Source organism: Rhodococcus sp. BL-253-APC-6A1W (assembly GCF_012843405.1).
In the GTDB taxonomy this organism is placed as follows: Bacteria; Actinomycetota; Actinomycetes; order Mycobacteriales; family Mycobacteriaceae; genus Rhodococcus.
This window is the reverse complement of sequence record NZ_JABAFB010000006.1, coordinates 177,754-200,880: the sequence shown is the minus strand read 5'-3', so window position 1 is coordinate 200,880 and position 23,127 is coordinate 177,754. Positions and strand designations below refer to the sequence as shown.

25 protein-coding genes and 5 tRNA genes are annotated in these 23,127 nt (G+C 66.7%); 18 read left to right on the top strand and 12 right to left on the bottom strand.

Features of this window, described 5'->3' with window-relative positions:
• Positions 1-129 precede the first annotated feature (129 nt).
• The gene (locus HF877_RS11315; protein WP_169621263.1) at positions 130-591 is read right to left on the bottom strand and encodes a hypothetical protein; all 462 of its coding nucleotides are present in this window, start codon (positions 589-591) and stop codon (positions 130-132) included.
• Positions 592-762: 171 nt separating this feature from the next.
• Here HF877_RS11315 and HF877_RS11310 point away from each other — a divergent pair, with 171 nt between their 5' ends.
• Positions 763-1,407 carry a hypothetical protein gene (locus HF877_RS11310; RefSeq protein ID WP_169621262.1) on the top strand — a complete coding sequence of 215 codons (645 nt, stop codon included), beginning with the start codon at positions 763-765 and terminating at the stop codon, positions 1,405-1,407.
• A 15-nt stretch (positions 1,408-1,422) separates the two neighbouring features.
• Here the strand turns inward: HF877_RS11310 and HF877_RS11305 are convergent, their stop codons facing one another.
• On the bottom strand, positions 1,423-1,863 hold the full coding sequence (locus HF877_RS11305; protein WP_169621091.1) for a hypothetical protein: 441 nt from the start codon (positions 1,861-1,863) through the stop codon (positions 1,423-1,425).
• A gap of 111 nt (positions 1,864-1,974) precedes the next feature.
• A tRNA-Lys gene (locus HF877_RS11300) sits at positions 1,975-2,050 on the bottom strand.
• Positions 2,051-2,360: 310 nt separating this feature from the next.
• Here HF877_RS11300 and HF877_RS11295 point away from each other — a divergent pair.
• The 8 genes from HF877_RS11295 (at position 2,361) to HF877_RS11260 (ending at position 6,841) form a co-directional block, all read left to right on the top strand.
• The gene (locus HF877_RS11295; protein ID WP_169621261.1) at positions 2,361-3,011 is read left to right on the top strand and encodes a TetR/AcrR family transcriptional regulator; all 651 of its coding nucleotides are present in this window, start codon (positions 2,361-2,363) and stop codon (positions 3,009-3,011) included.
• 109 nt (positions 3,012-3,120) lie between these two features.
• A tRNA-Glu gene (locus HF877_RS11290) sits at positions 3,121-3,193 on the top strand.
• 54 nt (positions 3,194-3,247) lie between these two features.
• Positions 3,248-3,321 (top strand) — tRNA-Asp (locus HF877_RS11285).
• A 39-nt stretch (positions 3,322-3,360) separates the two neighbouring features.
• Positions 3,361-3,434 (top strand) — tRNA-Phe (locus HF877_RS11280).
• Between the two features lie 95 nt (positions 3,435-3,529).
• Positions 3,530-3,603, top strand: a tRNA-Asp gene (locus tag HF877_RS11275).
• A 154-nt stretch (positions 3,604-3,757) separates the two neighbouring features.
• Entirely contained in the window at positions 3,758-5,035 is a 1,278-nt protein-coding gene (locus HF877_RS11270; protein WP_346765118.1) for a glycosyltransferase family 4 protein, read from the top strand.
• Entirely contained in the window at positions 5,035-5,766 is a 732-nt protein-coding gene (locus tag HF877_RS11265; protein WP_169621259.1) for a class I SAM-dependent methyltransferase, read from the top strand. Before HF877_RS11270 ends, HF877_RS11265 begins: the two co-directional genes overlap by 1 nt.
• Positions 5,767-5,779: 13 nt before the next feature.
• A complete protein-coding gene (locus HF877_RS11260) occupies positions 5,780-6,841 on the top strand; it encodes a prenyltransferase (RefSeq protein ID WP_169621258.1) in 1,062 nt (353 codons plus the stop codon).
• A gap of 16 nt (positions 6,842-6,857) precedes the next feature.
• On the opposite strand, the gene HF877_RS11255 is transcribed toward HF877_RS11260, so the two are convergent.
• The 7 genes from HF877_RS11255 to HF877_RS11225 all read right to left on the bottom strand — a co-directional run bounded on the left by HF877_RS11255 (position 6,858) and on the right by HF877_RS11225 (position 13,268).
• On the bottom strand, positions 6,858-7,520 hold the full coding sequence (locus tag HF877_RS11255) for a class I SAM-dependent methyltransferase (RefSeq protein ID WP_169621257.1): 663 nt from the start codon (positions 7,518-7,520) through the stop codon (positions 6,858-6,860).
• A 61-nt stretch (positions 7,521-7,581) separates the two neighbouring features.
• Positions 7,582-8,646, bottom strand: a complete 1,065-nt coding sequence (locus HF877_RS11250; protein WP_169621256.1) for a phosphotransferase — start codon at positions 8,644-8,646, stop codon at positions 7,582-7,584.
• Positions 8,643-9,755 carry a TIGR03857 family LLM class F420-dependent oxidoreductase gene (locus HF877_RS11245; RefSeq protein ID WP_169621255.1) on the bottom strand — a complete coding sequence of 371 codons (1,113 nt, stop codon included), beginning with the start codon at positions 9,753-9,755 and terminating at the stop codon, positions 8,643-8,645. Before HF877_RS11245 ends, HF877_RS11250 begins: the two co-directional genes overlap by 4 nt.
• Positions 9,752-10,120, bottom strand: coding sequence for a carboxymuconolactone decarboxylase family protein (locus tag HF877_RS11240; protein WP_169621254.1), 369 nt, complete (start codon positions 10,118-10,120; stop codon positions 9,752-9,754). Before HF877_RS11240 ends, HF877_RS11245 begins: the two co-directional genes overlap by 4 nt.
• The gene (locus tag HF877_RS11235) at positions 10,117-11,016 is read right to left on the bottom strand and encodes an NAD(P)-dependent oxidoreductase (protein ID WP_169621253.1); all 900 of its coding nucleotides are present in this window, start codon (positions 11,014-11,016) and stop codon (positions 10,117-10,119) included. The genes HF877_RS11240 and HF877_RS11235 overlap by 4 nt, the downstream gene beginning before the upstream one ends.
• A complete protein-coding gene (locus HF877_RS11230) occupies positions 11,013-11,762 on the bottom strand; it encodes an SDR family oxidoreductase (protein ID WP_169621252.1) in 750 nt (249 codons plus the stop codon). Before HF877_RS11230 ends, HF877_RS11235 begins: the two co-directional genes overlap by 4 nt.
• Before the next feature lie 36 nt (positions 11,763-11,798).
• Entirely contained in the window at positions 11,799-13,268 is a 1,470-nt protein-coding gene (locus tag HF877_RS11225; RefSeq protein WP_169621251.1) for an aldehyde dehydrogenase, read from the bottom strand.
• Between the two features lie 82 nt (positions 13,269-13,350).
• On the opposite strand from HF877_RS11225, the gene HF877_RS11220 reads away from it, so the two are divergent.
• Positions 13,351-14,223, top strand: a complete 873-nt coding sequence (locus tag HF877_RS11220; protein ID WP_169621250.1) for an SDR family NAD(P)-dependent oxidoreductase — start codon at positions 13,351-13,353, stop codon at positions 14,221-14,223.
• Between the two features lie 40 nt (positions 14,224-14,263).
• On the opposite strand, the gene HF877_RS11215 is transcribed toward HF877_RS11220, so the two are convergent.
• Both HF877_RS11215 and HF877_RS11210 read right to left on the bottom strand, forming a co-directional pair.
• Positions 14,264-15,094, bottom strand: coding sequence for an oxygenase MpaB family protein (locus HF877_RS11215; RefSeq protein WP_169621249.1), 831 nt, complete (start codon positions 15,092-15,094; stop codon positions 14,264-14,266).
• 44 nt (positions 15,095-15,138) lie between these two features.
• Complete coding sequence (locus HF877_RS11210; protein WP_169621248.1) at positions 15,139-15,735, bottom strand: TetR-like C-terminal domain-containing protein; 597 nt, start codon at positions 15,733-15,735, stop codon at positions 15,139-15,141.
• An 86-nt stretch (positions 15,736-15,821) separates the two neighbouring features.
• On the opposite strand from HF877_RS11210, the gene HF877_RS11205 reads away from it, so the two are divergent.
• The 8 genes from HF877_RS11205 to HF877_RS11170 all read left to right on the top strand — a co-directional run bounded on the left by HF877_RS11205 (position 15,822) and on the right by HF877_RS11170 (position 23,089).
• Positions 15,822-17,045 carry a cytochrome P450 gene (locus HF877_RS11205; protein WP_169621247.1) on the top strand — a complete coding sequence of 408 codons (1,224 nt, stop codon included), beginning with the start codon at positions 15,822-15,824 and terminating at the stop codon, positions 17,043-17,045.
• Between the two features lie 80 nt (positions 17,046-17,125).
• Positions 17,126-17,698, top strand: coding sequence for a TetR/AcrR family transcriptional regulator (locus HF877_RS11200; protein WP_169621414.1), 573 nt, complete (start codon positions 17,126-17,128; stop codon positions 17,696-17,698).
• A gap of 3 nt (positions 17,699-17,701) precedes the next feature.
• Entirely contained in the window at positions 17,702-18,928 is a 1,227-nt protein-coding gene (locus HF877_RS11195; RefSeq protein WP_206036964.1) for a cytochrome P450, read from the top strand.
• Positions 18,921-19,703 (top strand): SDR family oxidoreductase, encoded by a 783-nt coding sequence (locus HF877_RS11190; RefSeq protein WP_169621246.1) that lies wholly within the window; start codon positions 18,921-18,923, stop codon positions 19,701-19,703. The genes HF877_RS11195 and HF877_RS11190 overlap by 8 nt, the downstream gene beginning before the upstream one ends.
• Positions 19,703-21,061, top strand: a complete 1,359-nt coding sequence (locus HF877_RS11185; RefSeq protein ID WP_169621245.1) for a cytochrome P450 — start codon at positions 19,703-19,705, stop codon at positions 21,059-21,061. Before HF877_RS11190 ends, HF877_RS11185 begins: the two co-directional genes overlap by 1 nt.
• A 10-nt stretch (positions 21,062-21,071) precedes the next feature.
• A complete protein-coding gene (locus HF877_RS11180) occupies positions 21,072-21,266 on the top strand; it encodes a ferredoxin (RefSeq protein WP_169621244.1) in 195 nt (64 codons plus the stop codon).
• A gap of 18 nt (positions 21,267-21,284) precedes the next feature.
• Positions 21,285-21,836 (top strand): nuclear transport factor 2 family protein, encoded by a 552-nt coding sequence (locus tag HF877_RS11175; RefSeq protein WP_169621243.1) that lies wholly within the window; start codon positions 21,285-21,287, stop codon positions 21,834-21,836.
• Positions 21,830-23,089, top strand: a complete 1,260-nt coding sequence (locus tag HF877_RS11170; protein ID WP_169621242.1) for a hypothetical protein — start codon at positions 21,830-21,832, stop codon at positions 23,087-23,089. The genes HF877_RS11175 and HF877_RS11170 overlap by 7 nt, the downstream gene beginning before the upstream one ends.
• Positions 23,090-23,127: the final 38 nt, after the last annotated feature.

The following is a 23,127-nucleotide window of genomic DNA, read 5'->3' as shown; positions in this document are numbered from 1 at the left end:
AGCACCTGCCTGGTCATGGGCGTCCCGTCGCGGCCGCCCGTGCGGCCGAGATTAGCGACTGCCGCCGTTACGAACCGCACCGCAGGGAGAGCCCGGCCGCCGGGTGGTGCCGATCCGGCAGGCAACCTGTCAATCGAACGAGTCGGCGCCACCGGGGGGTCGACGAAGCGCGACCAGGCAGCACAGCAACGCCACGAGGATGCCGCTCAGCAACAACACCGTGCCGTTCTGGTTGGTGAGCGCGGTCCGGCGGTTCTCCTGCACGTAGTCACCGTGCGCGGAGAAGATCTGCGCCCAGAACGCGACTGCCGTGACGATCCCCAGAAGCGTTCCGACCCATCCGGTGATCACGGAGTCGAACAAGGCCGCGAGGAGGAGCAGGACGGCCGCGACAGCCAGTGGCACCGCGAGAGATTCGTGGAGGGGCAAGCCGGGCGAAGCGATGCCGGCGAGATCCGCGCTCGCGAACCCGTCACGCAATCCCGACAACGGGATCTGGGTGGGGCGTACACCTCCGACGACGGGCAGCACCGCCCCGATACCCAGTGCGACTGCGGCCAGAAACAGGCCCAGGTCCACGAAACTGCGCATGTTCCCCCCTGAAACGAAAACGAACCGAGACAATTCGTTTTGCGGACTCACCGTATCCAAAGAAGCGTTCGGTCACCGGATAGAAACGCAGGCGGACCGATTCACGTTCGACGACTCGGACCGGTCCGTAGGCTGAGGCGCGTCTACCGAGGACCCAGGGAGGGCCGCACGATGTCGGACGCAAGTATTCGGTCGGAGGAGACACGGCAGGGTTTGCCTCCGTGGGCGAAGAAGACGCTCGTCGTCGTCGTCACGCTGGCCGTGCTCGTCATTGCGTATTTCGTGCTCGCCGCATTCGTCCCGAGATGGTGGGCGCAACGGATCGCCGGCCTCGCGGAGGGTGGATTCGCCCGCGGCATTCTGTGGGGGCTGTCTTTCGGTCTTCTCTGTACCGCGATCCCGCTCATCCTGTTCGCCTGCATCTGGCAGGTCCGACGATGGAAGCACCACCGGGTCCTACAGATCCTGCTCGCCGTGGCGGCGCTGGTCATCGCGCTCCCCAACCTCATGACCCTGAGCATCGTGCTCGGTGGCAGCAACGCCGCACACGCCGGTGAGCGGATCCTCGATGTCGATGCGCCGGGGTTCCGGGGCGCGTCACTGGTGGGCGCGATCGTCGGGGCCCTGGCGTGCGTGATCTTTTTCGTCGCCGTCAACCGCTACCGCAAGCGGGGGCGCGACCTCAACCGCGTGCGCGAGAATCTCGAGCGGCAGCGGCTCGAGGAAAAGCGTGAAGAAGAGCGGCGCCGGGCTGCCCAGGAACTGGGGACCGGCCCGGACGACGTGCCCCCGGGCGCTCACCGATCCGGGAGTTGATCGCCCCGTATCCGATCAGCCTGCCGAGTTCTTCGCGGCGGACGCGATGCTCAGCATGTTCACGTTGAGAAGGCTCTCGTCGAGCGCACACGGGAGCAGGGTCGTGTCGACGGTGCCGACGCATTCCTTGGCGGTGTACTCGCCGTACTTCTCGTCCCAGTGGTCGATGCTGCCGAGCATGTCGTTCTTCGACGCACCGTCGGGGAGTCGTTCGACGTCCGCGCGTAGCGAGGCGAGGCTCTCGGAGCGCTCCCGGTTGCAGTCCACAGCGGACGACGTCGCATCGCTGAGGCACGAGATGTTCGCCAGCGTGTCGCTGTGCTGTGCGCGGATGTAGTTCCAGTCGACCTCGGACCCGGCACCGGCGGGGGACCCGGACTCTGCTGTGTTGCCCCCTCCTCCGCATGCGGCAAGGAGTACCAGAGCAGGTGCGAGCGCGAGAGCGCGAATTCTCATGTCTCGTTGATCCGTTTCGTCGTGATTTTTGTTACGGGCACGCTGTTCCGGCTCCGGGCGCCACGAAAAACGAAACGACCCGGCGTTCGGAAACGAACGCCGGGTCGCGCGTGGTGCCCCCAGTAGGGCTCGAACCTACGACCTGCGGATTAAAAGTCCGTAGCTCTACCAACTGAGCTATAGGGGCGTGGGCGCACAATGTAACCACATCGAGCGTCTCGATGGTATCGGACGCTCGGCTCCGGTTTCGACACCCTCCCGTGGTGCGCGGGACCCGGTGAAAGCAGAACGGCTCGGGTGCTCACCCCCTGCTTCGCACCCGAGCCGGAAAAAGAATACCACCCGGTGTGTTCTCGGGCGCAGTGCCGGAAAGCCGTCCCGGGCCGTCCCGCGAGAACGGGTGCTCCCGCTCCGGCTACCTGCCCCCTGACGTGCCGGAGCAGTCTAAAGTTGACTGAAGGGGGGAATTGACCGGTACTCGGAAGGCTGTATTCCCCATGCCACTTCAGCAGGAGCGTGCCCGGCGTACTCGGGCCGCGATCGTCGAATCGGCGGCCGCCGAATTCGCCAAGAGGGGATTTGCCGCGGCGTCGATCAATCTGATCCTCGAGCACTCGGGCGCCACCAAGGGCGCGATGTACTTCCACTTCAAGTCGAAGGAAGACCTTGCGCGCGCGGTACTCGAGGAGGGGCTCGACCGTTACCGCGCCATCGTCGACAGGTGGGTCGGCTTTTCCGAGCTCGATCCCTTCGAGCGGCTCCACGGGATGATCTGCGATTTGGGAGAGGCGCTCCACAACGATGTCATCATCGCGGCTGAGTTCCGTCTCGTCATCGACCCGGAGTTCGCCGACGAGGCGGAGTTGCGCGGAACCTCCGTGTGGGGGCATGCCGGCTACCGGCTGGCGGAGGAGGCCGAGAAACTCGGGCTGTTCCGGCCGGGCGTGGATCTGCGGCGGTTCGTCGGCGCCGTCGGTTCGTCGCTCGCCGGCCAGCGCTATCTCGCCGACCTCACCGCGCCGGGTGTGGATGTGCGCTCACGGTTCGAGAGCTGCCTCGAGATTCCCCTGGAAGCGACAGCGTCCGAGGACTGGCTCGCGCGGTGGCGCGAGCGTGGCTGGCCGAGTGCCCGTCCGAACACCGAATAGTGGCGTGACCTGGCGATTTGTGATTCTCGAATGCCGTGGCATAAGCTGTCCAAGCTCCCAACGGAAACGCCAAACCCGTTGAGGGTGCGGTTCGGAGAGATCCGATCGGGCCCCCTTCGTCTAGCGGCCTAGGACGCCGCCCTTTCAAGGCGGTAGCGCGGGTTCGAATCCCGTAGGGGGTACGCTTCGATTCTGTCGAAGTGTGCAGTACTTTGGTGAAAGAACTGAATATGTATGGCCCTGTGGCGCAGTTGGTTAGCGCGCCGCCCTGTCACGGCGGAGGTCGCGGGTTCGAGTCCCGTCAGGGTCGCTCAACGCAAGCGATTGGCATTCGGTTCGGGTGCCGTCCGGCCAGGTAGCTCAGTTGGTACGAGCGTCCGCCTGAAAAGCGGAAGGTCGCCGGTTCGATCCCGGCCCTGGCCACAGAGGTTGTCCGGCAGACAACCGCTCAATTACATATCGAGGACCCACCGCGTGCGGTGGGTCCTGCTATGGGAACCCCGTTGGGGTTCTTTCATGGCCCTGTAGCGCAGTTGGTTAGCGCGCCGCCCTGTCACGGCGGAGGTCGCGGGTTCGAGTCCCGTCAGGGTCGCATCAGGCGAAGGCCCGGTATCTACGGATACCGGGCCTTCGCCTTGTCGTCGTCCGTCCCACTCGCATACCGCCGGACGGTCCGATCCGGTTCGTGCCGCTATCGTGACACGACGGAACTTGTTCTAGGGTGCTCTACGCGGCCCGACGGCCAGGTGTCCGTCCGGTCCACGTCCGTTCGAACCAACCCGAGGTGGAATGTGCGCATAGCTCTGTTGTCGTACCGGAGCAAGCCGCACTGTGGGGGCCAAGGGGTCTACGTGCGGCATCTCAGCCGCGAACTCGTCGCGCAGGGTCACACGGTGGAGGTGTTTTCCGGTCAGCCCTATCCGGAACTCGATCCGGGGGTGACTCTCACCAAGGTCCCCAGTCTCGACCTCTATCGCGACGACGATCCGTTCCGTACGCCCCGTCCCGGTGAGTACCGCGATCTCATCGATGTCCTCGAGGTCGCGACGATGTGGACGGCGGGCTTCCCGGAACCCCGGACGTTCGGCCTGCGTGCTGCCCGGCTTCTGCGCACCCGGCTCGGCGACTTCGACGTCGTACACGACAACCAGTCGCTCGGATCGGGGCTGTTGAAGATCGCCGAGCACTTCCCGCTCGTCGCGACGATCCACCATCCGATCACCCGCGATCGCGAACTCGATCTTGCGTCGGCGAGCAGTTGGCGCCGGAAGCTCACCTTGCGCCGCTGGTACGGCTTTCTCCGCATGCAGGAGCGGGTGGCCCGGAAGATCGGCTCCCTGCTGACGGTGTCGGCGAACTCGGCCGACGACATCCGTGCGGCGTTCGGGATCGAGGCGGATCGGATCCACACGATCCCGCTCGGCGTGAACACGGAACTGTTCGCACCGCCGTCGACGCCCCGGGTCGCGGGCAGGATCGTGTGTGTCGCGAGCGCCGACGCTCCGCTCAAGGGAGTGCCGACGCTGCTCGAGGCCGTCGCGAAACTGCGAACCGAGCGCGAGGTCGAACTCGTCCTCGTCTCGAAACTGGCCCCGGGAGGGGCCACCGAGCGGCTCATCGACGCCCTTGCCATCGGTGACGTGGTGCGCACGGTCTCGGGAATCGAGGACACCGAGCTGGCGGCACTGCTGGCATCTGCGGAAGTCGCGGCGGTTCCCTCGCTCTACGAGGGCTTTTCGCTGCCGGCAGTGGAAGCGATGTCGTGTGGCACACCGCTGGTGGCGAGTCGCGCCGGAGCGATCCCCGAGGTGGTGGGTGACGCGGGCGTCCTCGTGGAGCCCGGAGACGCAGCACAACTGGCGGGAGCGCTGGCCGGACTGTTCGACGATCCCGGCGCACGGGAGCAGCTCGGAGCGAAGGCCCGCGCGAGAGTGCTCGACCGGTACAGCTGGGCCGCGGTGGCTGCACAGACCGCGAGCGTGTACGAGCAGGCGATCGCCGCACGTGAAGGAAGGACCAACTGATGTTGACCGTCGACTTCGACCGGCTGGGGATCGAGCCCGGGCAACGCGCCATCGATATCGGAGCAGGCGCCGGCCGGCACTCCTTCGAGTTGTATCGACGCGGCGTGGATGTGGTGGCGTTCGATCGCAGTGCCGACGACATGAAGGCGGTTGCCGACATGTTCGTCGCCATGGAACTCGAGGGCCAGGTCCCCGAGGGAACTCTCGCCCGCGCCGAGGTCGGTGACGCGCTCGCACTGCCGTACGAGGACGCGTCGTTCGACATCGTTCTGATCTCGGAGGTCCTCGAGCACGTGCCCGAGGACGAACGCGCCATCGCCGAGCTCGTGCGGGTGCTCAAGCCGGGCGGCGTCGCCGCGGTGACGGTGCCGCGCTGGTTCCCCGAGAAGGTGTGCTGGGCGCTGTCCGACGCGTACCACGAAGTCGAGGGCGGACACGTGCGCATCTACAAGGCAGACGAACTCGCGGCGAAGCTCACTGCCGCCGGTCTGAAGGTGTCGGGAACCGGGCACGCTCATGCCCTGCACGCTCCGTACTGGTGGCTCAAATGCGCTGTGGGCGTCGACAACAACGACAACCCGCTGACGAAGGCGTACCACCGGATGCTGGTGTGGGACCTGATGAAAGGTCCGTGGATCACGAGGACCGCCGAGAAGTTGCTCGATCCGGTCATCGGCAAGAGCGTGGTGTTCTACCTCCGCAAACCGGGTGCTTCCGGTGCCGCCCAGTGATACCAGCCTGCCGATGATTCCCTCCGTGCCGGGGGTGCTGTCCCAGGAACAGTGCCTCGCGACCGGGCGGGCCATCGCCCGGATGCAGGAGTCTTCCGGCGCGATTCCTTGGTTTCCGGGCGGCCACACCGATCCGTGGGATCACGTCGAGTCGGCGATGGCGCTGACCGTGACGGGCTTGCGCGACGAAGCGGATGCCGCTTTCCACTGGCTCCGGGACACGCAGCGGCCCGACGGGTCGTTGCCTGTCCGGTTCGATCGGGGAGTGGCCGACGGCGAGGACGTCGACAGCAACTTCACCGCCTACATCGCGGTGGGAGTGTGGCACCACCATCTGGTCACCGGCGACCGCAACTTCGTCGAACACATGTGGCCGACCGTCCGGCGAGCACTCGATCTCGTCGTCGACATGCAACTTCCGGACGGTTCGATCTCCTGGGCCCGCGGTGCGGGGGGCATGTTCGACGAAGCGCTGCTGACCGGGTGTTCGAGTATCCACCAGAGCCTGCAATGCGGAATGCGTCTCGCCGACTTCGTCGGCGACCCGCAGCCGGAATGGGAAGTGGCGTCGTTCCGGCTGGGACACACCGTGCGACGGCATCCCGAGGTGTTCACTCCCAAGCCGGAGTTCTCGATGGATTGGTACTACCCGATCCTCGGCGGTGCCGTCCGCGGACCCGACGCACACGAACGGATCCGGGAACGCTGGTCGGACTTCGTCGTCGACGGACTGGGAATTCGCTGCGTCGACCACCGTCCGTGGGTGACAGGCGCCGAGACCTGCGAACTGGTCCTCGCGCTGGACTGCCTGGGCGACAGCGCGCGTGCGCACGAATTGTTCGCTGCCATGCAGCATCTCCGTGATCCCGACGGCTCGTATTGGACCGGCCTCGTCTACAGCGACGGTAAACGCTGGCCGGTCGAGGTCAGTTCGTGGACCAGTGCGGCGGTGATCCTGGCTGCCGACGCACTGTCGCGGACGACACGGGGAAACGGGGTCTTCCGGGACGCGGCGGCACCCACGCACGTCGCGGGTGCCGACCGCTGCACGGAGAACTGCCCGGTCCTGGTCTGACAGCCGCCCCGCTGCTCTAGCGACCGGGCAGGACTCCGACGGTCCCTCCGGTGCGTTCGAGCACGCGCAGCGTTCCCGTCGCGGGCATCTCGGTGAATTCCCCGCTCTCCAAAGCGCGACAGTAGATTTCGTACGGCGGCCTGCCGCCGTCCTTCGGGTCGGGGAAGACGTCGTGGATGATCAATGCTCCACCGACCTCCACCCACGGTGACCATCCCTCGTAGTCGGCCTGGGCGGCGGCGCTGCTGTGTCCACCGTCGATGAAGACGAAGCGTGCGGGCGTGCGCCAGAATGCCGCCACCCGAGGCGAAGTGCCGATCACGGCCACGACGTGTGATTCGAGGTCCGCGTCGGCGAGTGTGTGCCGCAATCGTCCGGCAGTATCGATGCGGCCGGTATGGTCGTCGACCAGCGCGGGATCGTGGTACTCCCATCCGGGCTGGTGTTCCTCGGAACCACGATGGTGATCGATCGTGACGATCGTGCCCCCGGTCGATCGCGCCGCCGCGCCCAGGTAGACCGTCGACCGGCCACAATAGGTGCCGATCTCGACGCCGACCCCGTCGCCGAGGTAACGCAGAGCCACGTCGTGCAGCGCAGTTCCTTCGTCCTCCGGCATGAAACCCGGAGTGGCTTCGGCAAGTTCGACTACCTCACGGGGCAAGCTGGTGCGGGTCATCGGGGTCTCCGTCCGTTCGCGAACTGCGGTGTCCGGTGGGCAACCTTACCGAGACGCTGCCTCAGCCGGAGGTGTGGGCCGCCAGGGTGAGACTGTCGAGGTCGCGGATCGCGGTGCACGCCCGGGCGACCATCGTTGCGAACATCCGATCACCACGGTCGGTGCGAGTGCCGTACGCGCAGCCGAAGACAGCAACCAGAGGGCCTTGGAGCATCGCGAAACGGTAGTCGTCCCAGCAGTCCGTCAGGCTGTATTTCTCGACTCCGTGACCGAGCAGTGCCCGGTGGTAGGTCGCCACGAGGTCGCACTCGTGCTCCCGTCGCAATTCGGGGGTCAGGGAGGTGCTCACGAAATAGGCGAGGTCGCGGGCGGGAAGCCCGATTGTGAGTGTCTGCCAATCCACTGCGGTCACGCCCGTGTCCGGGACCGGGGGGAACAGGAGGTTGTCGAGCCTGTAATCGCCGTGCACGAGTGCGAACCGTTCCGGTCGTGCGCAGATCCACCGCTCCGTGACCTCGACGCAGTCGCGCAGTGTGGCGCGATCTCGACTCGAGACGTGTTCACCCAGATCGTGCGCGAACGTCTCCAGTGCCGGGCCGTAGAGTTCGGCGAGCACCTGCGCTTCGTCCTGGCCGGTCCGGCCGACCCACGACAGTTCCAGGAGGGTCGGGTCGCACCAGCGGGGCCCGTGCAGACCTGCGAGGTTGCGCACCGCGTCGTGCGCTTGTGCCGGGGTGCAGCCGGCGACCTGGTCGCCCTGCTGTGCGGGCGCGAGATCTTCGAGCAGCAGCGTGAAATCGCCGCCGTCGCCGAGTGCGGCGTAATAGCAGACCGGCACGCAGACCGACACCGAGTCTGCGATGTCCGTGTAGAACCGGACTTCGCCACGGTAGGCGCCGGCCAGCATGGCTCGTGTTCCAGGATCGGCCGCGGGAAGTTTTGCCACGATCGAGGCCGGTATCTCGTCGCCGGTGAGCGTGAGCCGCAGGCACCGGCCGATCTGGCCGGTACCGATCGGCTCGGACCGTACCGAGTGCACCGCGCTTCCGAGGGCAGCCCCCAATCGCTCCGGGGTCAGCTCGTCGACGTCGAGCATCAGGGCCGGGTCGGGCGGAGGCGAGATCATCGGGCGTTCCATCCGGGATTGGCGGGCAGCCGCGAGTGGTTCTCCGGCGTGCGTACTGTGCTCCATGCTGCCACCACGGGTGCGAGTTCCGCCGGGGTTGCGCCGTGCAGGATCACGCTGTCGGCGCCCGCATCGAACTGGTCCGCGATGCGCGCGGCGCAGTGTCCGGCGGTTCCGGTGGCGGAGGCAGCGATCCACTCCTCCGGCAGGAGGGCGCGGACGTGCCGCAGAACCGCGGGGCTGCCGGCCGCATCGAACGGTCCACGGTGATCGCGCACGACGGGATCGTCGCGGAACCGCCGGAGCACGCCGGGATCCCATCCGTTGGCTCGCACCAGGACGTCGCCGTATCCCTGCAGGTAGGTGGCGAGACGGCCGACCAGCATCCGCTGTTGCCGGTCTCCGGAGATCGAGTCCTCGACCGTTGCGAGAACCGACCAGACCCGCACTGCGGCGGGGTCTCGCCCGGCCGCCGCAGCCGCGTCGCGGATGATCTTCACGGCACGGGCGACGGCGGCGTCGGTGAAGAAGGTGTGCAGGACGACGCCGTCGGCGATTCGTCCGGCGAGGTCGAGGGTCCTGTCGCCGAGCGCGACCATGAGGATCGGAATACGGTCGGACCCTTCGGAGATCCGGCGTAGATACGGAAACGCTCCGGCGGGTCCGTCGTGCCCCGCGACCGCCTCGCCGTTCCAGAGCGCGCGCAGGATTTCGGTTGCATCTTCCAGCCCGGCGGACGTGACGCGCGGCAGGCCCATGAGGTCGAAGAGTGCATCGAATCCGCGTCCCAGGCCGAAGGCGTACCGGCCCCCGCTCAATCGGTGCAGGGTCGTCGCCATCGTCGCCGTGACGAGGGGATGCCGGGTGTGAGGATTCGTTGCGGCGGTGCCGATTCCGATCGTCTCGCTCACCGCCGCGGCCGCACCGGCGAGCGCCGCGGCGTCCTTGGTGTCGAATCGCTCGGACAGGAACACCGACCCGAGGCCGAGTTGTTCACCGTGACGAACCTCGTCGAGCAGGTCGCGAGGTTCGGGGGAGTGCCCGGCGAGGCCGTAGAACCCGAGCTCCGGGAACTCGGGGGTCGCAGCGGCCCGGCCGGTGGCGCTCACGACCGGTTCGATGCGCGCCGCTTGTGCAGCACGCTCCCGATCGTCGAATCCAGTTTGGTGCCCAGCGGCCACCCCACGTAATGGCAGAGGAACAGCGCGATTTCCTTGAGTTGCTCCTCGTCCAGTTCTTCGTTGTGCAGAGCCGCACCGATCTGGATCTCGGCGACATCGGTGAGTCCTTGCGCGGTGAGGGCGCCCAGGAGCAGCAGTCTGCGATCCCGGATGCTCAGTCCGGGCCGGGACCAGATGTCGGCGAAGAGGTGGTCTGCTGTCACCGCGAAGTGGTCTCCCGGACCGTCCTGCATCTCCCAGCCGTAGACCTTGGTCATCATCTCGAGTCCGCGGCGGCGGGTGTCGTCGGTCATGCGTGCTCCTCGCTGGCGTAGGAATGGGCGGCGCTGCCGGTACCGACACCGAGTCCGGGCCCGAGCCCGGTCAATGCTCTTGTGGCGAGTGGCAATTCGACCCCGAGGCGCTCGCCGAGTTCGAGAGCGAGCGACAGGTCTTTTTCGCCGAGGTCGCGGACGTGCGAGAAGATCGGGTACCACGAATCACCCGTGTCGAGCTGGGAGGTGCTGTCGCGCCACATGATGGCTCCGGCGCCGCCGGTGATGGCATCCGTGTGGCGGACGACCTTGCCGAGCTCCGCGATATCGATCCCGGCTGCCTCCGCGAGCCGCGCAGCCTCGGTCGCGGCGGTGAAGGAGATGAAGTGCAGAAGATTGCGCGCCAGTTTCATGCGGGTGCCCGCTCCCACCGGACCGGCGTGGATCACGACCTCGGCGAAGTGCCCGAACGGTTCGGCAACCGTGGCGAACGCCTCGTCCGTCGCGCCGACCATCACGGCGAGCGTGCCGTTGCGGGCCCCGGGTGCACCACCGCTGACCGGCGCGTCGACGAGATCCACCCCGCGCTCGGCACATTCGGCGGCGAGTTCGGTGGCGGTGGTGTCGGAGATCGTCGAGTGCACCGCGATCACGGTTCCCGGTCGCGCGGTAGACAGGAGCCCGTTCCCGCCCGCGACGACCTCGCGTACCTGCGCGTCGTCGAGCACGGTCACCGAGATCAGATCACACGACGCACCGAGTTCTGCCGGGTCCGCCGCGGCGGTGGCCCCCGCGTCGACGAACGGTGCGACTGCCTCGGCGCGGGTGTCGAGGACGGTGAGCCCGCCGGGACGGACGAGGAGACGCTGGGCCATCGGTGCGCCCATGTTGCCGAGGCCGACGTACCCGATCCTCACGTTTTCGGGAGGGTTCACGAGCGGATCACCTGTCCGCCGTCCACGTTGAAGATCTGGCCGGTCACCCAACTCGCCTCGTCGGAGAGCAGGAACAGGCACATGCCGACGAGGTCGTCGGGGGTGCCCATTCGCTTGAGCGGCAGATGCTTGATCATGTCCGCGACCATCTTCGCCGGGGTGGTGCTGCGGGTCGCCTCGGTGTCGATCGGGCCCGGCGCGATCGCGTTGATACGGATGTTCGACCCGCCCAGTTCCACCGCGAGTTGCTGGGTCAGTCCGTTGATTCCGACTTTGGCGAGTCCGTAGAAGCCGGAGTACAACCATGCGGCGGTGGACGATTGGTTGACGATCGACCCGCCGTGGGCCGACATGTGCGGCCATACAGCGCGGGTGACGTTGAGGGCACCGTCGAGGTTCACGCTCATGAACTTCTTGTAGTAGTCCCAGGGCACGGTGAGCAGCAGGTCGAGTTTCATGCCGCCGTAGATGGCGGCGTTGTTGACCACATGGTCGATGCGGCCGTACTTCTCGACGGTCGAGGCCGCGAGTGCCTCGGTGGATACCGGGTCGGATACGTCGACCGGCACGAACGTCGCGTTGCCGCCGTCGGTGATGATCTGTTTGGCGACTTGCTCACCGAGTTCGGCTTCGAGATCGGCAACCACGACGTTCGCGCCTTCGGCCGCGAGCGCGCGGGCGTATGCCTCGCCGATGCCCTGTGCTGCACCGGTGACGATCGCCGTGCGGTCCGTGAATCTGGCCATGCTGTCGGTCCTTTCGATTCTGTGAGGGTGCGGCGATCAGCTCGCGGGCTCCGCGACCAACTTGGTTTCCAGGTATTCCTCGAAGCCGGCGACGCCCATCTCCCGGCCGATTCCGGAGTGCTTGTAGCCGCCGAACGGGGCATCGGCCGCGTACCAGATGCCGCCGTTGACGCCGAGGGTTCCGGTGCGCACCCCGGCGACGACACGGGCGATGCGCGCGGGATCCGTGCCGTATACCGCGCCCGACAGGCCGTAGGGGGAGTCGTTGGCGATGCGCACCGCGTCGTCGTCCCCGTCGTGGGGAATCACGACGAGCACGGGACCGAAGATCTCTTCCTGCGCCGTCCGGGATCGGTTGTCGAGACCGGAGATCAGAGTGGGTTCGACGAAGAACCCGCGCGCGTGTTCGGCCGGCCGGCCGCCCCCGACCACGATCGTGCCGCCTTCTTCGACAGCGAGCCGGAGATAGCTTTCGACGCGGGCACGCTGGCGCTCGGAGATCAACGGTCCGCAGACGGTGCCGGGGTCGCGAGGGTCGCCCGGACGCAGGGTGCGCATCGTTTTCGCCGTGGCGGCCACGGCCTCGTCGTACTTGTCGCGGGGGACGACGAGGCGGGTGGTGATGGCGCACCCCTGACCCGCGTGCGTGGACACGGTGAACGCGGCCATCGAGCAGGCGCTGCGCAGGTCTGCGTCGTCGAGCACGAGGAACGCCGATTTGCCGCCGAGTTCGAGGAACACCTTTTTGAGGGTGTCGGCGGCGGACCGCATCACGGATCGGCCGGTCGCGGTGGAACCTGTGAACGAGATCAGGTCGACGCGCGGGTCCTCGGTCAGTTGTGCGCCCAGGAGATGATCGCTCGAGGTCACGATGTTGAGCGTCCCGGGCGGAAAATCGGTTTCCTCGGCGAGGATCTTTCCGACCAGGGCTGCGCACCACGGCGTGTCGGGGGCGGGTTTGAGAACGACGGTGTTTCCCGCGGCGAGCGCGGGCCCGATCTTGGCGAAGTTGATCTGGTGCGGGAAGTTCCACGGTGTGATCGCACCGACCACGCCGGTGGCTTCTTTGAGCAGGTAGCGATGCGTGGGGATGCCCATGGGCGCGGCGTTGCCGAGATCCTGTTTCCAGGAATAGTTCTCGGCGAGATCCGCGAAAAAGAGCAGGTCGTCGACGGGACCTTCGAGATGGGCGGCCGAGGTGAGGAAGCGGGGAGCCCCGACCTCGGCGATGGTGATCTCGCGCAGTTCCTCGATGTGTCCGCGCAGTGCGTCGCGCAACTGCCGCAGGCACCGGGCACGGAACGCGTGGTCGCGCGACCAGTCGGTGTCGTCGAACGCGCGTCGTGCGGCCTCGATCGCGGCGTCCATGTCGGCGGCGGTGGCGTCGGCGGCCTTTCCGAGCAGTTCTTCGGTGCTCGGGTCGAACACCTCGAAGGTGCCGCCGCTGCCGGGTACGAGCTTTCCGTCGATCAGGAGTGTGGAGCTGTCGGTGGGGCGAAGTGTCATCAGACGTTCCCTCGGTTCTGGACAGGTGTCTGGACTATAGTTCGGGCAGTTGTACGACGCAATGGCCGAAACGGGAGAACTTATGGGAGAGCCGAATTCGACCGGCCTGGCCGGCAAGGCTGTGATCGTGACCGGGTCGAGCCGGGGGATCGGCCGTGCCGTCGCCCAGCGGTTCGCGACGGAAGGGGCCGGGGTCGTGGTCAACGGCCGGGACCCCGGTGCGGTGGAGACGACCGTGGACGAGATGGTGGCAGCCGGGGCGCGGGCGGTCGGCGTGGCGGGATCTGCCGCCGAACCGGGGGTCGCGGAACGACTGCTCGACACCGCACTGGCCGAATTCGGGTCGGTGGCCGCGCTCGTCAACTGCGCCGGTACCGCGGAACCGGCCGGCTCGTCCATCCTCGGCATCGACGACCGTCAGTGGCACGACTTGATCGACGCACATCTCACGGGCACCTTCCGGACGTGCCGGGTCCTCGCTCCGTACTTCGTCGAACAAGGCGGCGGTGCGATCGTCAACACGGGGTCGTTCGCATTTCTGGGCGACTACGGCGGAACGGGATACCCCGCGGGAAAAGGCGCGGTGAACAGCTTGACCCTGGCGATCGCGGCCGAACTGCGCGAGTACGGCGTGCGCGCCAACGTCGTGTGCCCGGGAGCACGCACACGGTTGTCCACGGGAGACGACTACGCGCGGCACCTCACGCGGCTGCACGAGCGGGGCCTGCTCGACGACGTGGCGTACGAGGCGTCCCGCAATCCGGCTCCGCCCGAGTACGTGGCACCCCTCTACGTGTTTCTCGCGAGTGCGCTGTCCTCGTCGACGGGCGGGATCTTCGCCGGGTCCGGGTGTTTCGTCGGGCGGTTCGGCAAGCAGGCGCCGGACCTGCTCGCCTGGCGCGACCACGAGACGTCTCCGCCGTGGACACCGGCGGAGATCGCCGGGTTCGTCTGATCCGGGGTTCGTCCGTACTGCCGGCGCCGCGGCGCGCGGATCAGAACACGGGGATGCCGAGGCGGCGCCGCAGTCGCATGTCCAGCAGGTAGGCCTGCCACGGCAGTCGCCACACCCACGGTGTCCACCGATGCATCGTGCGGAGGTTCGACAGATAGCGATCGAACCTGCGCTGGTCCGCAAGGGTCCACTCGTAGTGCATGACGTCCCGGAACTCCGGTGGGAGTGCTCCGCGGGTGACGAACTCGAAGGAACGACCGAACACGCGGTGGATGACCCGGCCGAGGCGTCCCAGCCGTACTTCGAGGAAACTGAGTTCCGCCAGGTGGGTGAGGTAGGTGCGGACGTCGTCGTTCATCGAGATGCTGTCCACGCCTGCGCGCCAGAGTTCGTCGTACTCCTCCCGCGTGGTGGGCCAGGACTCCGGGCGAACGTTGAGGGTGGTGCCGAGACTCGCGCCGTCGCGCAGTACACGCCGGAATTCGTCCTCGCTCAGCGGCCCGTGCAGCAATTCGTATTGGTCCACGAAGTACGTGAGCAGGCACACCGCGACCCACAACTGCAGCACGGGAGAGTTGGCGCTGTACGCAACGGGGGCTCCCGGAGCGGACGTGACCTGGGAGTGGATGCGGCGCACGGCTTCCCGGACATACGCACGATCGTCGTCGTTGCCGAAGGCCGCGACCGCCAGATAGGCGCCGGTGGTCCGGGCGCGTTTCACCGGATGCAGGTCGGCTCGACCGGAGTCCACCGTACTGTCGACGACACCTTGCCCCACCCCCGGCAGGGCCAACTGCATGATCACGTTCGCCACGTTGATCGTGCCGCCGAGCGGTGACACCAGATCTCCGAGGGAGCGGATGGTTGCCATGGGACCCTCCCTCCGACAACGGCCGTATTCAGCCTACGGTTCGCTCAGCCCGTGTGCGTGCCCGTGGCGGGAACTGCTGCCAGTACGCCCCGCACCACGGTGTCGTAGATCTGGTCGAGGTCCAGTTCGTCACCGAGGAATCCGCTCCCCTCGAGGGTGGCGAAGCCGTGCAGCGCTGCGAACATGCTGATGGCGACCTCGAGCGACTCGGTCGCTGGGACTCCGCACGAGGACAGCATGGTCCGCAGCGCGACATTCGCGTCGAGTGCTGCGCCGACGAGCGCGTCGCGGTCGACCGGTGCGGCGGTCAGGGCGCCGTACAGGCGGGCATGCTCGACGGCCCATGCCCGGTGGGCATCGATCAGGGCACGAAGGCCGTCGAGTCCGCTGCGGCCCATCGCCACCTCGCGCAGGTGGAGGCCCAGATCGGTCATGGCGCGGACCTGGACGGCGGACCGCACGTCGTCGAGATTGCGCACGTGGTTGTACAGCGAGGCCGCGACGATGCCGAGGCGAGCCGACAGGGTGCTCATCGTGAGTTGCTCCCAGCCCAGTTCCTCGACGATGTCGAGCGCGGTGGCGACAACTTTCTCGCGCGTGAGAGTGCGCCGCCGGACGGGCCGGGAATTGTCACGTGCCATGAACTTAGTCTAGGGGTCTTCCGCATCAAACGAAGATCTGTAGTTTAAGAGCGACACACATTCGTATATCCGACGAGGGTGAGGGCATGACCACCTCCCGCATCGATCTCAAGAACCCCGATCTCTACCTCGAGGGGATTCCCCACGCGTACTTCTCGGAACTCCGCCGCGTCTGCCCGGTGCCGCGGCAGCCGGAAGAGGGGGGTGCCGGTTTCTGGGCCGTCACCCGGCACGCCGACGTCGTCGCTGTCTCCCGAGACAGCAGCACGTTCTCGTCGGCACTGGGAACCACCCAGGTCGACGACTTCGACGAGGAAACGCGCCTCAAGCAGGCCGCGATGCTCCTCAACCTCGATCCCCCCGATCACACCCGCCTGCGGCAACTGGTCAGTCGTGGCTTCACGCCGCGGATGGTCAAGACGCTCGAGGCGCACATCCGAGAGGTGTGCGACCGGATCGTCGACGAGGTCGTCGAAGCCGGACGGGACGGTGCCGTCGTCGACTTCGTGCCGACGGTGGCGGCGCCGCTGCCGCTCGAGGTGATCGCCGAGTTGCTCGGTGCACCCACCGAGGATGTCGGCAAACTCTACGAGTGGTCGAACCGGATGATCGGCTGGGGCGACCCCGAATACGGGAGCACGCAGGAAGACGGTGAGCTCGCCGCAGCAGAGGTCTTCCTGTACGCCAACGAGATTGCCGCCCGACGGCGAGCGGAGCCACGCGACGACATCGTCTCCGCACTCGTTCGTCCCGACGAGAACGGCGACACGCTGTCCGAGGTGGAGTTCGACATGTTCTTCGTGCTCCTCGTGATCGCGGGCAACGAGACCACCCGCAACGCGATCACCGGCGGTATGCAGGCCTTCATCGACCATCCCGAGCAATGGCGCAGACTCCAGGACCGGCCCGAGTTGATCGACAGCGCGGTGGAGGAGATCCTGCGCTGGGTGACTCCCGTAGTGGCGTTCCGTCGCACCCCCACCTGTCCGGCGTCGATCGGTGGCCAGGCGGTCGAGCGCGGCGACAAGGTGGTCGTGTACTACCCCAGCGCGAACCGCGACGAGGATGTGTTCGAGAACGCGCAGGTCTTCGATATCGGCCGGGAACACAACCCGCACGTCGCCTTCGGTGGCAGCGGGGTCCATTTCTGCGTCGGCGCGCATCTCGCCCGTCTGGAACTGCGGGTGATGTTCGAGACGCTCGCGACGCGCCTCGACCGTGTCGAATCCGCAGGGCCGGTGCGACGGCTGAGGTCCAACTTCATCAACGGGGTCAAGGCGATGCCCGTGCGGATCCACCCGCGCGGGTGACGAATTCGGTGCGTACCGCCCAGTATCGGCATTGCCGGACCCGACCTGCCGTAGTAATGTCCAGACACGTGTCCAGAAATGTGAATCTCGAATCGACTCGCCGCCGTCTGACCGAGAGGCAGGCCGATACCGTGCAGCGCCTCACGCAGGCCGCGGTCGAGGTGTTGCGCGAAGAGGGATTCGCAGGACTGACGGTCCGGATGGTTGCCTCCCGTGCGGGTGTCGCACCGGCGACCGCCTACACGTACTTCTCGTCGAAAGAGCATCTCGTCGCCGAGGTGTTCTGGCGGCGGCTCGCCACGGAGGCGGCCGTCGAGCCGGCACCGGGGCAGGCCGACGGGAACCGAGCCGACCGGGTGTCGGCAGTGCTCCGGGGGATCGCGCTGCTGATGGCCGGCGAACCGGAACTGGCGGCCGCGGTGACCAGCGCGCTGCTCGGCCAGGATCCGGACGTCGAGCATCTGCGGGCACGAATCGGTCTCGAGATCCGGGAGCGGCTCTCCGCCGCGCTCGGACCCGGCGCCGACCCCGACGAACTCGAAGCACTCGAACTGCTCTACGCCGGTGCCCTCGTGCGCGCCGGTATGGGTTACGGCACGTACGAAAAGCTCGCCGACAGGTTGGAAGTCTCAGCCCGACTTTTACTGGAGTGATCCATGATTCAGGCCTCCCTGGAGTCCTCATCGCTCGACCCGCCGACCTTCAACCCGTACGACTACTCGTTCCACGAGGACCCGTACCCCACCTACCGCCGGCTGCGCGAGGAAGCGCCGCTGTACTACAACCCCGACCTGGAATTTTGGGCGTTGTCTCGCCACGCCGACGTGGTTGCGGCGTTCCGTGACGGCACCCGGCTCTCGAGTGCCAACGGCGTCTCGCTGGATCCGTCGGCGTACGGGCCCAACGCCCACAAGGTGATGTCCTTTCTCGCGATGGACGACCCGCGACACATGCGGATGCGCCAGTTGGTCTCGAAGGGCTTCACGCCGCGCCGTGTGGCGGATCTCGAAGGCCGGATACTCGAACTCACCCTCGAATACCTCGAACCCGCTTTGGGGGCAGGGGAGTTCGACTGGATCTCCGAGGTCGCCGGCAAGCTGCCGATGGACGTGATCTCCGAACTCATGGGCGTTCCCAAGTCCGATCGCGCCGAGATCCGCAGGCTCGCCGACCTCGTCGTGCACCGCGAGGAGGGCGTTCTCGACGTCCCCGTCGCCGCCATGGACGCGTCCTTGAATCTCGTCGGCTACTACGCACAGATGATCACCGAGCGCCGCGCGAAGGAAACCTCCGATCTGACCTCGGCTCTGCTCGGTGCGGAGATCGACGGCGACCGGTTGTCGGACGACGAGATCATCGGATTCATGTTCCTGATGGTGGTCGCGGGCAACGAGACCACCACGAAATTGCTCGGCAACGCCATGTTCTGGGGCGCGCACAACAAGACGGAAGTGCGACGGGTTTTGTCCGAACCCGACCGGGCTCCGGAGTGGGTCGAGGAGACTTTGCGGTACGACACGTCGAGCCAACTCGTCGCGCGCACCGCCGCAGAGGACATCGACCTGCACGGCTCCACCATCGGCGCCGGTGACAAGGTGCTCCTGCTCATCGGGTCCGCCAATCGCGACTCGGAGGTGTTCGACGATGCCGACACGTTCCGGATCGGCCGGAGCAGTTCCCAGAAGATCGCGAGTTTCGGAGGGGGCGTGCACTTCTGCCTCGGCGCGCACCTCGCCCGACTGGAGGCGAACATCGCGCTCGGGCAGTTCGCACGCCGGGTCGCCGACTACGAGGTCGACTTCGACCGCTGCGAGCGTGTGCACTCCACCAACGTCCGAGGCTTCGCCGCCCTGCCCATGAAGGTCACCGATCGACATGCCTAGATTCGAACCCCACCCCTCTCGGCGCCCGGCGATCGTCACCGGAGCGTCCTCCGGTATCGGCACCGCCACCGCGTACGCCCTCGCCGAACTCGGGCACCCTGTCGCTCTCGGTGCTAGCCGCGTCGACGAGTGCGAGGCCGTCGCGGAGAAGATCCGCGGCGAAGGAGGCGAAGCCTTCGCCCATCGGCTCGACGTGTCCTCGACCGAGTCGGTGGACGAGTTCGTCGCCGCGGCCGAGAACGCACTCGGCCCCACCGAGATCGTCGTGTCCGGTGCCGGCGACATGGATTTCTCGCTTGCCCACGAGATGGACCCCGACCGATTCGCCTTCCAGGTCAGCGTGCACCTCATGGGCACTCAGCGGCTCGCCCACCGGGTGATACCCGGCATGATCGAACGCCGGCGCGGTGATTTCGTCGTGATCGGGTCCGACTGCGCCGACGTGGCACGTCCGTGGATGGGCGCCTACGTCGCGGCCAAGACCGGTCTCGAAGCGCTCGCGCGGGAGATGCGCATGGAACTCGAGGGCACCGGAGTGCGCGCGTCGGTGGTGCGTCCCGGACCCACGCAGACCGCGGCCGGAATGACGGCACCCGCGGAAATCCTCGAACCGCTGCTGAACGACTGGACCAAATGGGGGCTCGCCCGGCACCCGTACTTCCTCCGGGCGTCGGACATCGCGGACGCGGCCGTGGCGGTCGTCTCGGCACCGCGTGGTGCCCACATCGTGCTCATCGAAGTTCAGCCCGAGGCCCCACTGAAGAAGGATTCCTGATGACCACGATCGTCGAACCCACACGGGTGTCCGGTGGCGAGCACGAGCACGGCCACCTCGAAGAATTGCGGACCGACCCGATCGCCCTCATGCGGCGCGTTCGTGACGAGTGCGGAAACGTGGGCGTCTTCCAGCTCGCCGACAAGAAAGTCGTGCTGCTCTCCGGAGCCGAAGCGAACGAGTTCTTCTTCCGTGCCGCGGACGAGGAACTCGACCAGCAGGCCGCCTATCCGTTCATGAAGCCGGTCTTCGGTGAGGGCGTCGTGTTCGATGCCAGTCCCGAGCGGCGCAAGGAGATGCTGCACAACTCGGCGCTGCGCGGTGAACAGATGAAGGGCCACGCGGCGACCATCGACCGAGAAGTACAGGACATGATCGCCGGCTGGGGCGACGAAGGCGAGATCGACCTGCTCGAGTTCTTCGCCGAGCTGACGATCTACACCTCGTCCGCGTGCCTGATCGGCAAGAAGTTCCGCGACCAGCTCGACGACCGCTTCGCCCACCTCTATCACGACCTCGAAAAGGGAACCGACGCTCTCGCTTTCGTCGACCCGTATGCACCCATCGAGAGTTTCCGGCGGCGTGACGAAGCACGACGTGGCCTCGTCGCCCTCGTGCAGGACATCATGACCGGCCGTATCGCGAACCCGCCGAAGGGGAAAGAGGATCGCGACATGCTCGATGTCCTCGTCTCGATCAAGGACGACGAAGGGCACGAGCGGTTCAGCGCCGACGAGATCACCGGCATCTTCATCTCGATGATGTTCGCCGGACACCACACCACGTCGGGCACGGCCGCGTGGGCGCTGATCGAACTGCTGCGGCATCCCGAGTACCTCGAGCAGGTGACCGACGAACTGGACACGCTCTACGCCGACGGTGCCGATGTGAGTTTCCACGCGCTCCGCCAGATCCCGGTGCTCGAAGCGGTCCTCAAGGAGACCCTGCGGTTGCATCCGCCCCTGATTCTGCTGCTCCGCGTGGCATGTGACGACTTCGAAGTGGCCGGATACAAGATCCGGGAGGGAGATCTCGTGGGTGCGACGCCCGCGGTGTCGAACCGCATCGCCGAGGACTTTCCCGATCCGGATGCGTTCGATCCCGGCCGGTACATCGATCCCAACCAGGAAGACATCGTCAACAGGTGGACGTGGATTCCGTTCGGTGCCGGCCGGCACCGTTGCGTCGGCGCGGCTTTCGCGCTCATGCAGCTCAAGGCGATCTTCTCGGTTCTGCTGCGTGACTTCGAATTCGAGCTCGCCCAGCCGTCCGACACCTACCGCAACGACCACTCCAAGATGGTGGTGCAGCTCGCGCAACCGTGCGCGGTCCGGTACCGCCGCCGTGACCGGGACTGAGGTGTCCGCCGTGAGAGTCGAAGCAGATCTCGATCTCTGCCAGGGACATGCCATGTGCGCGATGGAGGCGCCCGACGTGTTCGCCGTCGCAAAACACGGCGAGGTGGAGATACTCCGAAACCCTGTGCCCGAGGAGTTGCGCAGCGACACCGAGGCCGCCGTGAAGTACTGCCCGACCCAAGCACTTCGCATCGTCGAAGACTGAGACCCAGGAGACCGACCCATGGCTACGTTCGATCGTGCCGAGCTCGACGAGATGATCGCCCGCTGGACCGACGCCAACAAGCGCGCCGAGGCCGAGGGCGACTGGAAGCCGTTGGCGGACATGTATACCGAGGACGCGACCTACGGCTGGAATTACGGACCGAAGCAGGAGTTCATGGCGGTCGGCCGCGACGAGATCCGCGACATCGCGCTCGGACAGGAGATGGAGGGACTCGAAGGGTGGCAGTACCCCTATCAGCAGTTCGTCGTCGACGAGCGGTCCGGGGACGTCATCGGTTTCTGGAAGCAGACCGCGGACGAGACCCGCGACAACGGTGAGCCCTACACGGTGCAGGGCATCGGGGGCAGCTGGTTCCGTTACGGCGGAAACTTCCAGTGGTCCTGGCAGCGCGACTTCTTCGACTTCGGCAACGTCTCCCATCTGTTCCTCGAGATGATCACCGACAACAAACTGTCGGACGGGATGAGCAAGCGGATCGAACGGTCCACCTCGAAGACTCCGCTGCCCGGCTGGTACCGCGTCGGACAGTCTCCGGTTCCGCTGTGGTGAGCCCGGCGCGCACGGGGGGATCGTTTGCGGCGCTCTCGCGCGCCGACCTGGCCGTGCTGGTGCCCGAACTGCTGCTGTGCGGACAACTCATCGACCGCTCGGGCATGGCGCACCTCATCTCGGCCTTCGGGCGTGAGGGAATGGCGGAAGTCGCGATCGAGGAATGGCAGGCGGCGTCGCCCTGGTACACCCGGCGGATGCAGCGGGCCCTGAACTACGAGGGTGACGACGTCGTCACCATCTTCAAGGGTCTGCAACTCGACATCGGTGCACCGCCGCAGTTCATGGACTTCCGGTACCGCGTCGACGACCGCAACCACGGCGAGTTCCAGCTCGATCACTGTGGCGCACTCATGGACGTCGAACCGCTCGGCGACGCGTACGTCACGGCCATGTGCCACGACATCGAGGACCCGACGTTCGACGCGACCGCGCTCGCCACCAATCCGTACGCGCAGGTGCGGCCAATCCACCGGCCGCCGCGGGTTCCCGAGGACCGGCACCCGCACTGCGCGTGGACGGTCACCATCGATCCGTCGCACGTGCCGCCGAAGATGGAACCGCACACCGAAGCACTCGGGCGCACCGCGGCCGTGGCCGCCGAGCTGAGTCCGATCGACGGCGACGGCGAAGGGAACCACGACTATTCGGGTCCGCTCCTGTCGGACCTGCGGTTCGCGGACTTCTCGAAATCTGCGCTGGTGCGGATCGCCGAAGAGGTATGCCTGCAACAGCACATGCTCACGCTGGGATTTCTCATGGGCGTGCGCAAGCGCACCGACGAAGCGTCCGCGCTCGATCTCGCCCGCAAACAGCTCACCGGGATTGCGGGCATCGCGTCGGAGCGGATCCATCGGGCGCTGGGAACGCCGCAGTCGTTCGCAGGACTCGCGGCCGTCCTCGACGTTCATCCCGTGTTGTCGCCCTACCACTATGTCGAACGCACCGTCGAGCACGACTCGCACGGTCTGACCTTGCACATCCACCGGCGGGGTGGGGCGCACGTGGACGGGGCGTGGCCGACACTGGTCGACTCCGATCACCTGGGTGCTCTCGATGCGCTCGTGCGGGGCGTGGACGCACACTTTTCCGTCCGGGTGGAGTCGGAAACCGAGGACTTCCTCGTCGTCGGTGTCGTGCGTGAGGACACGCCCGCGAAGGAATGCGGCGAGGTGGCGATCACCCGCTTCAGTTCCGGCACCGATTTCGTGTTCGCCGACCGCGGGATTCCGCTACCGCTCACCGTTCTCTGACGTTCCGGCTCTGCCAGGCTTTCCGCTCTTCACGATCG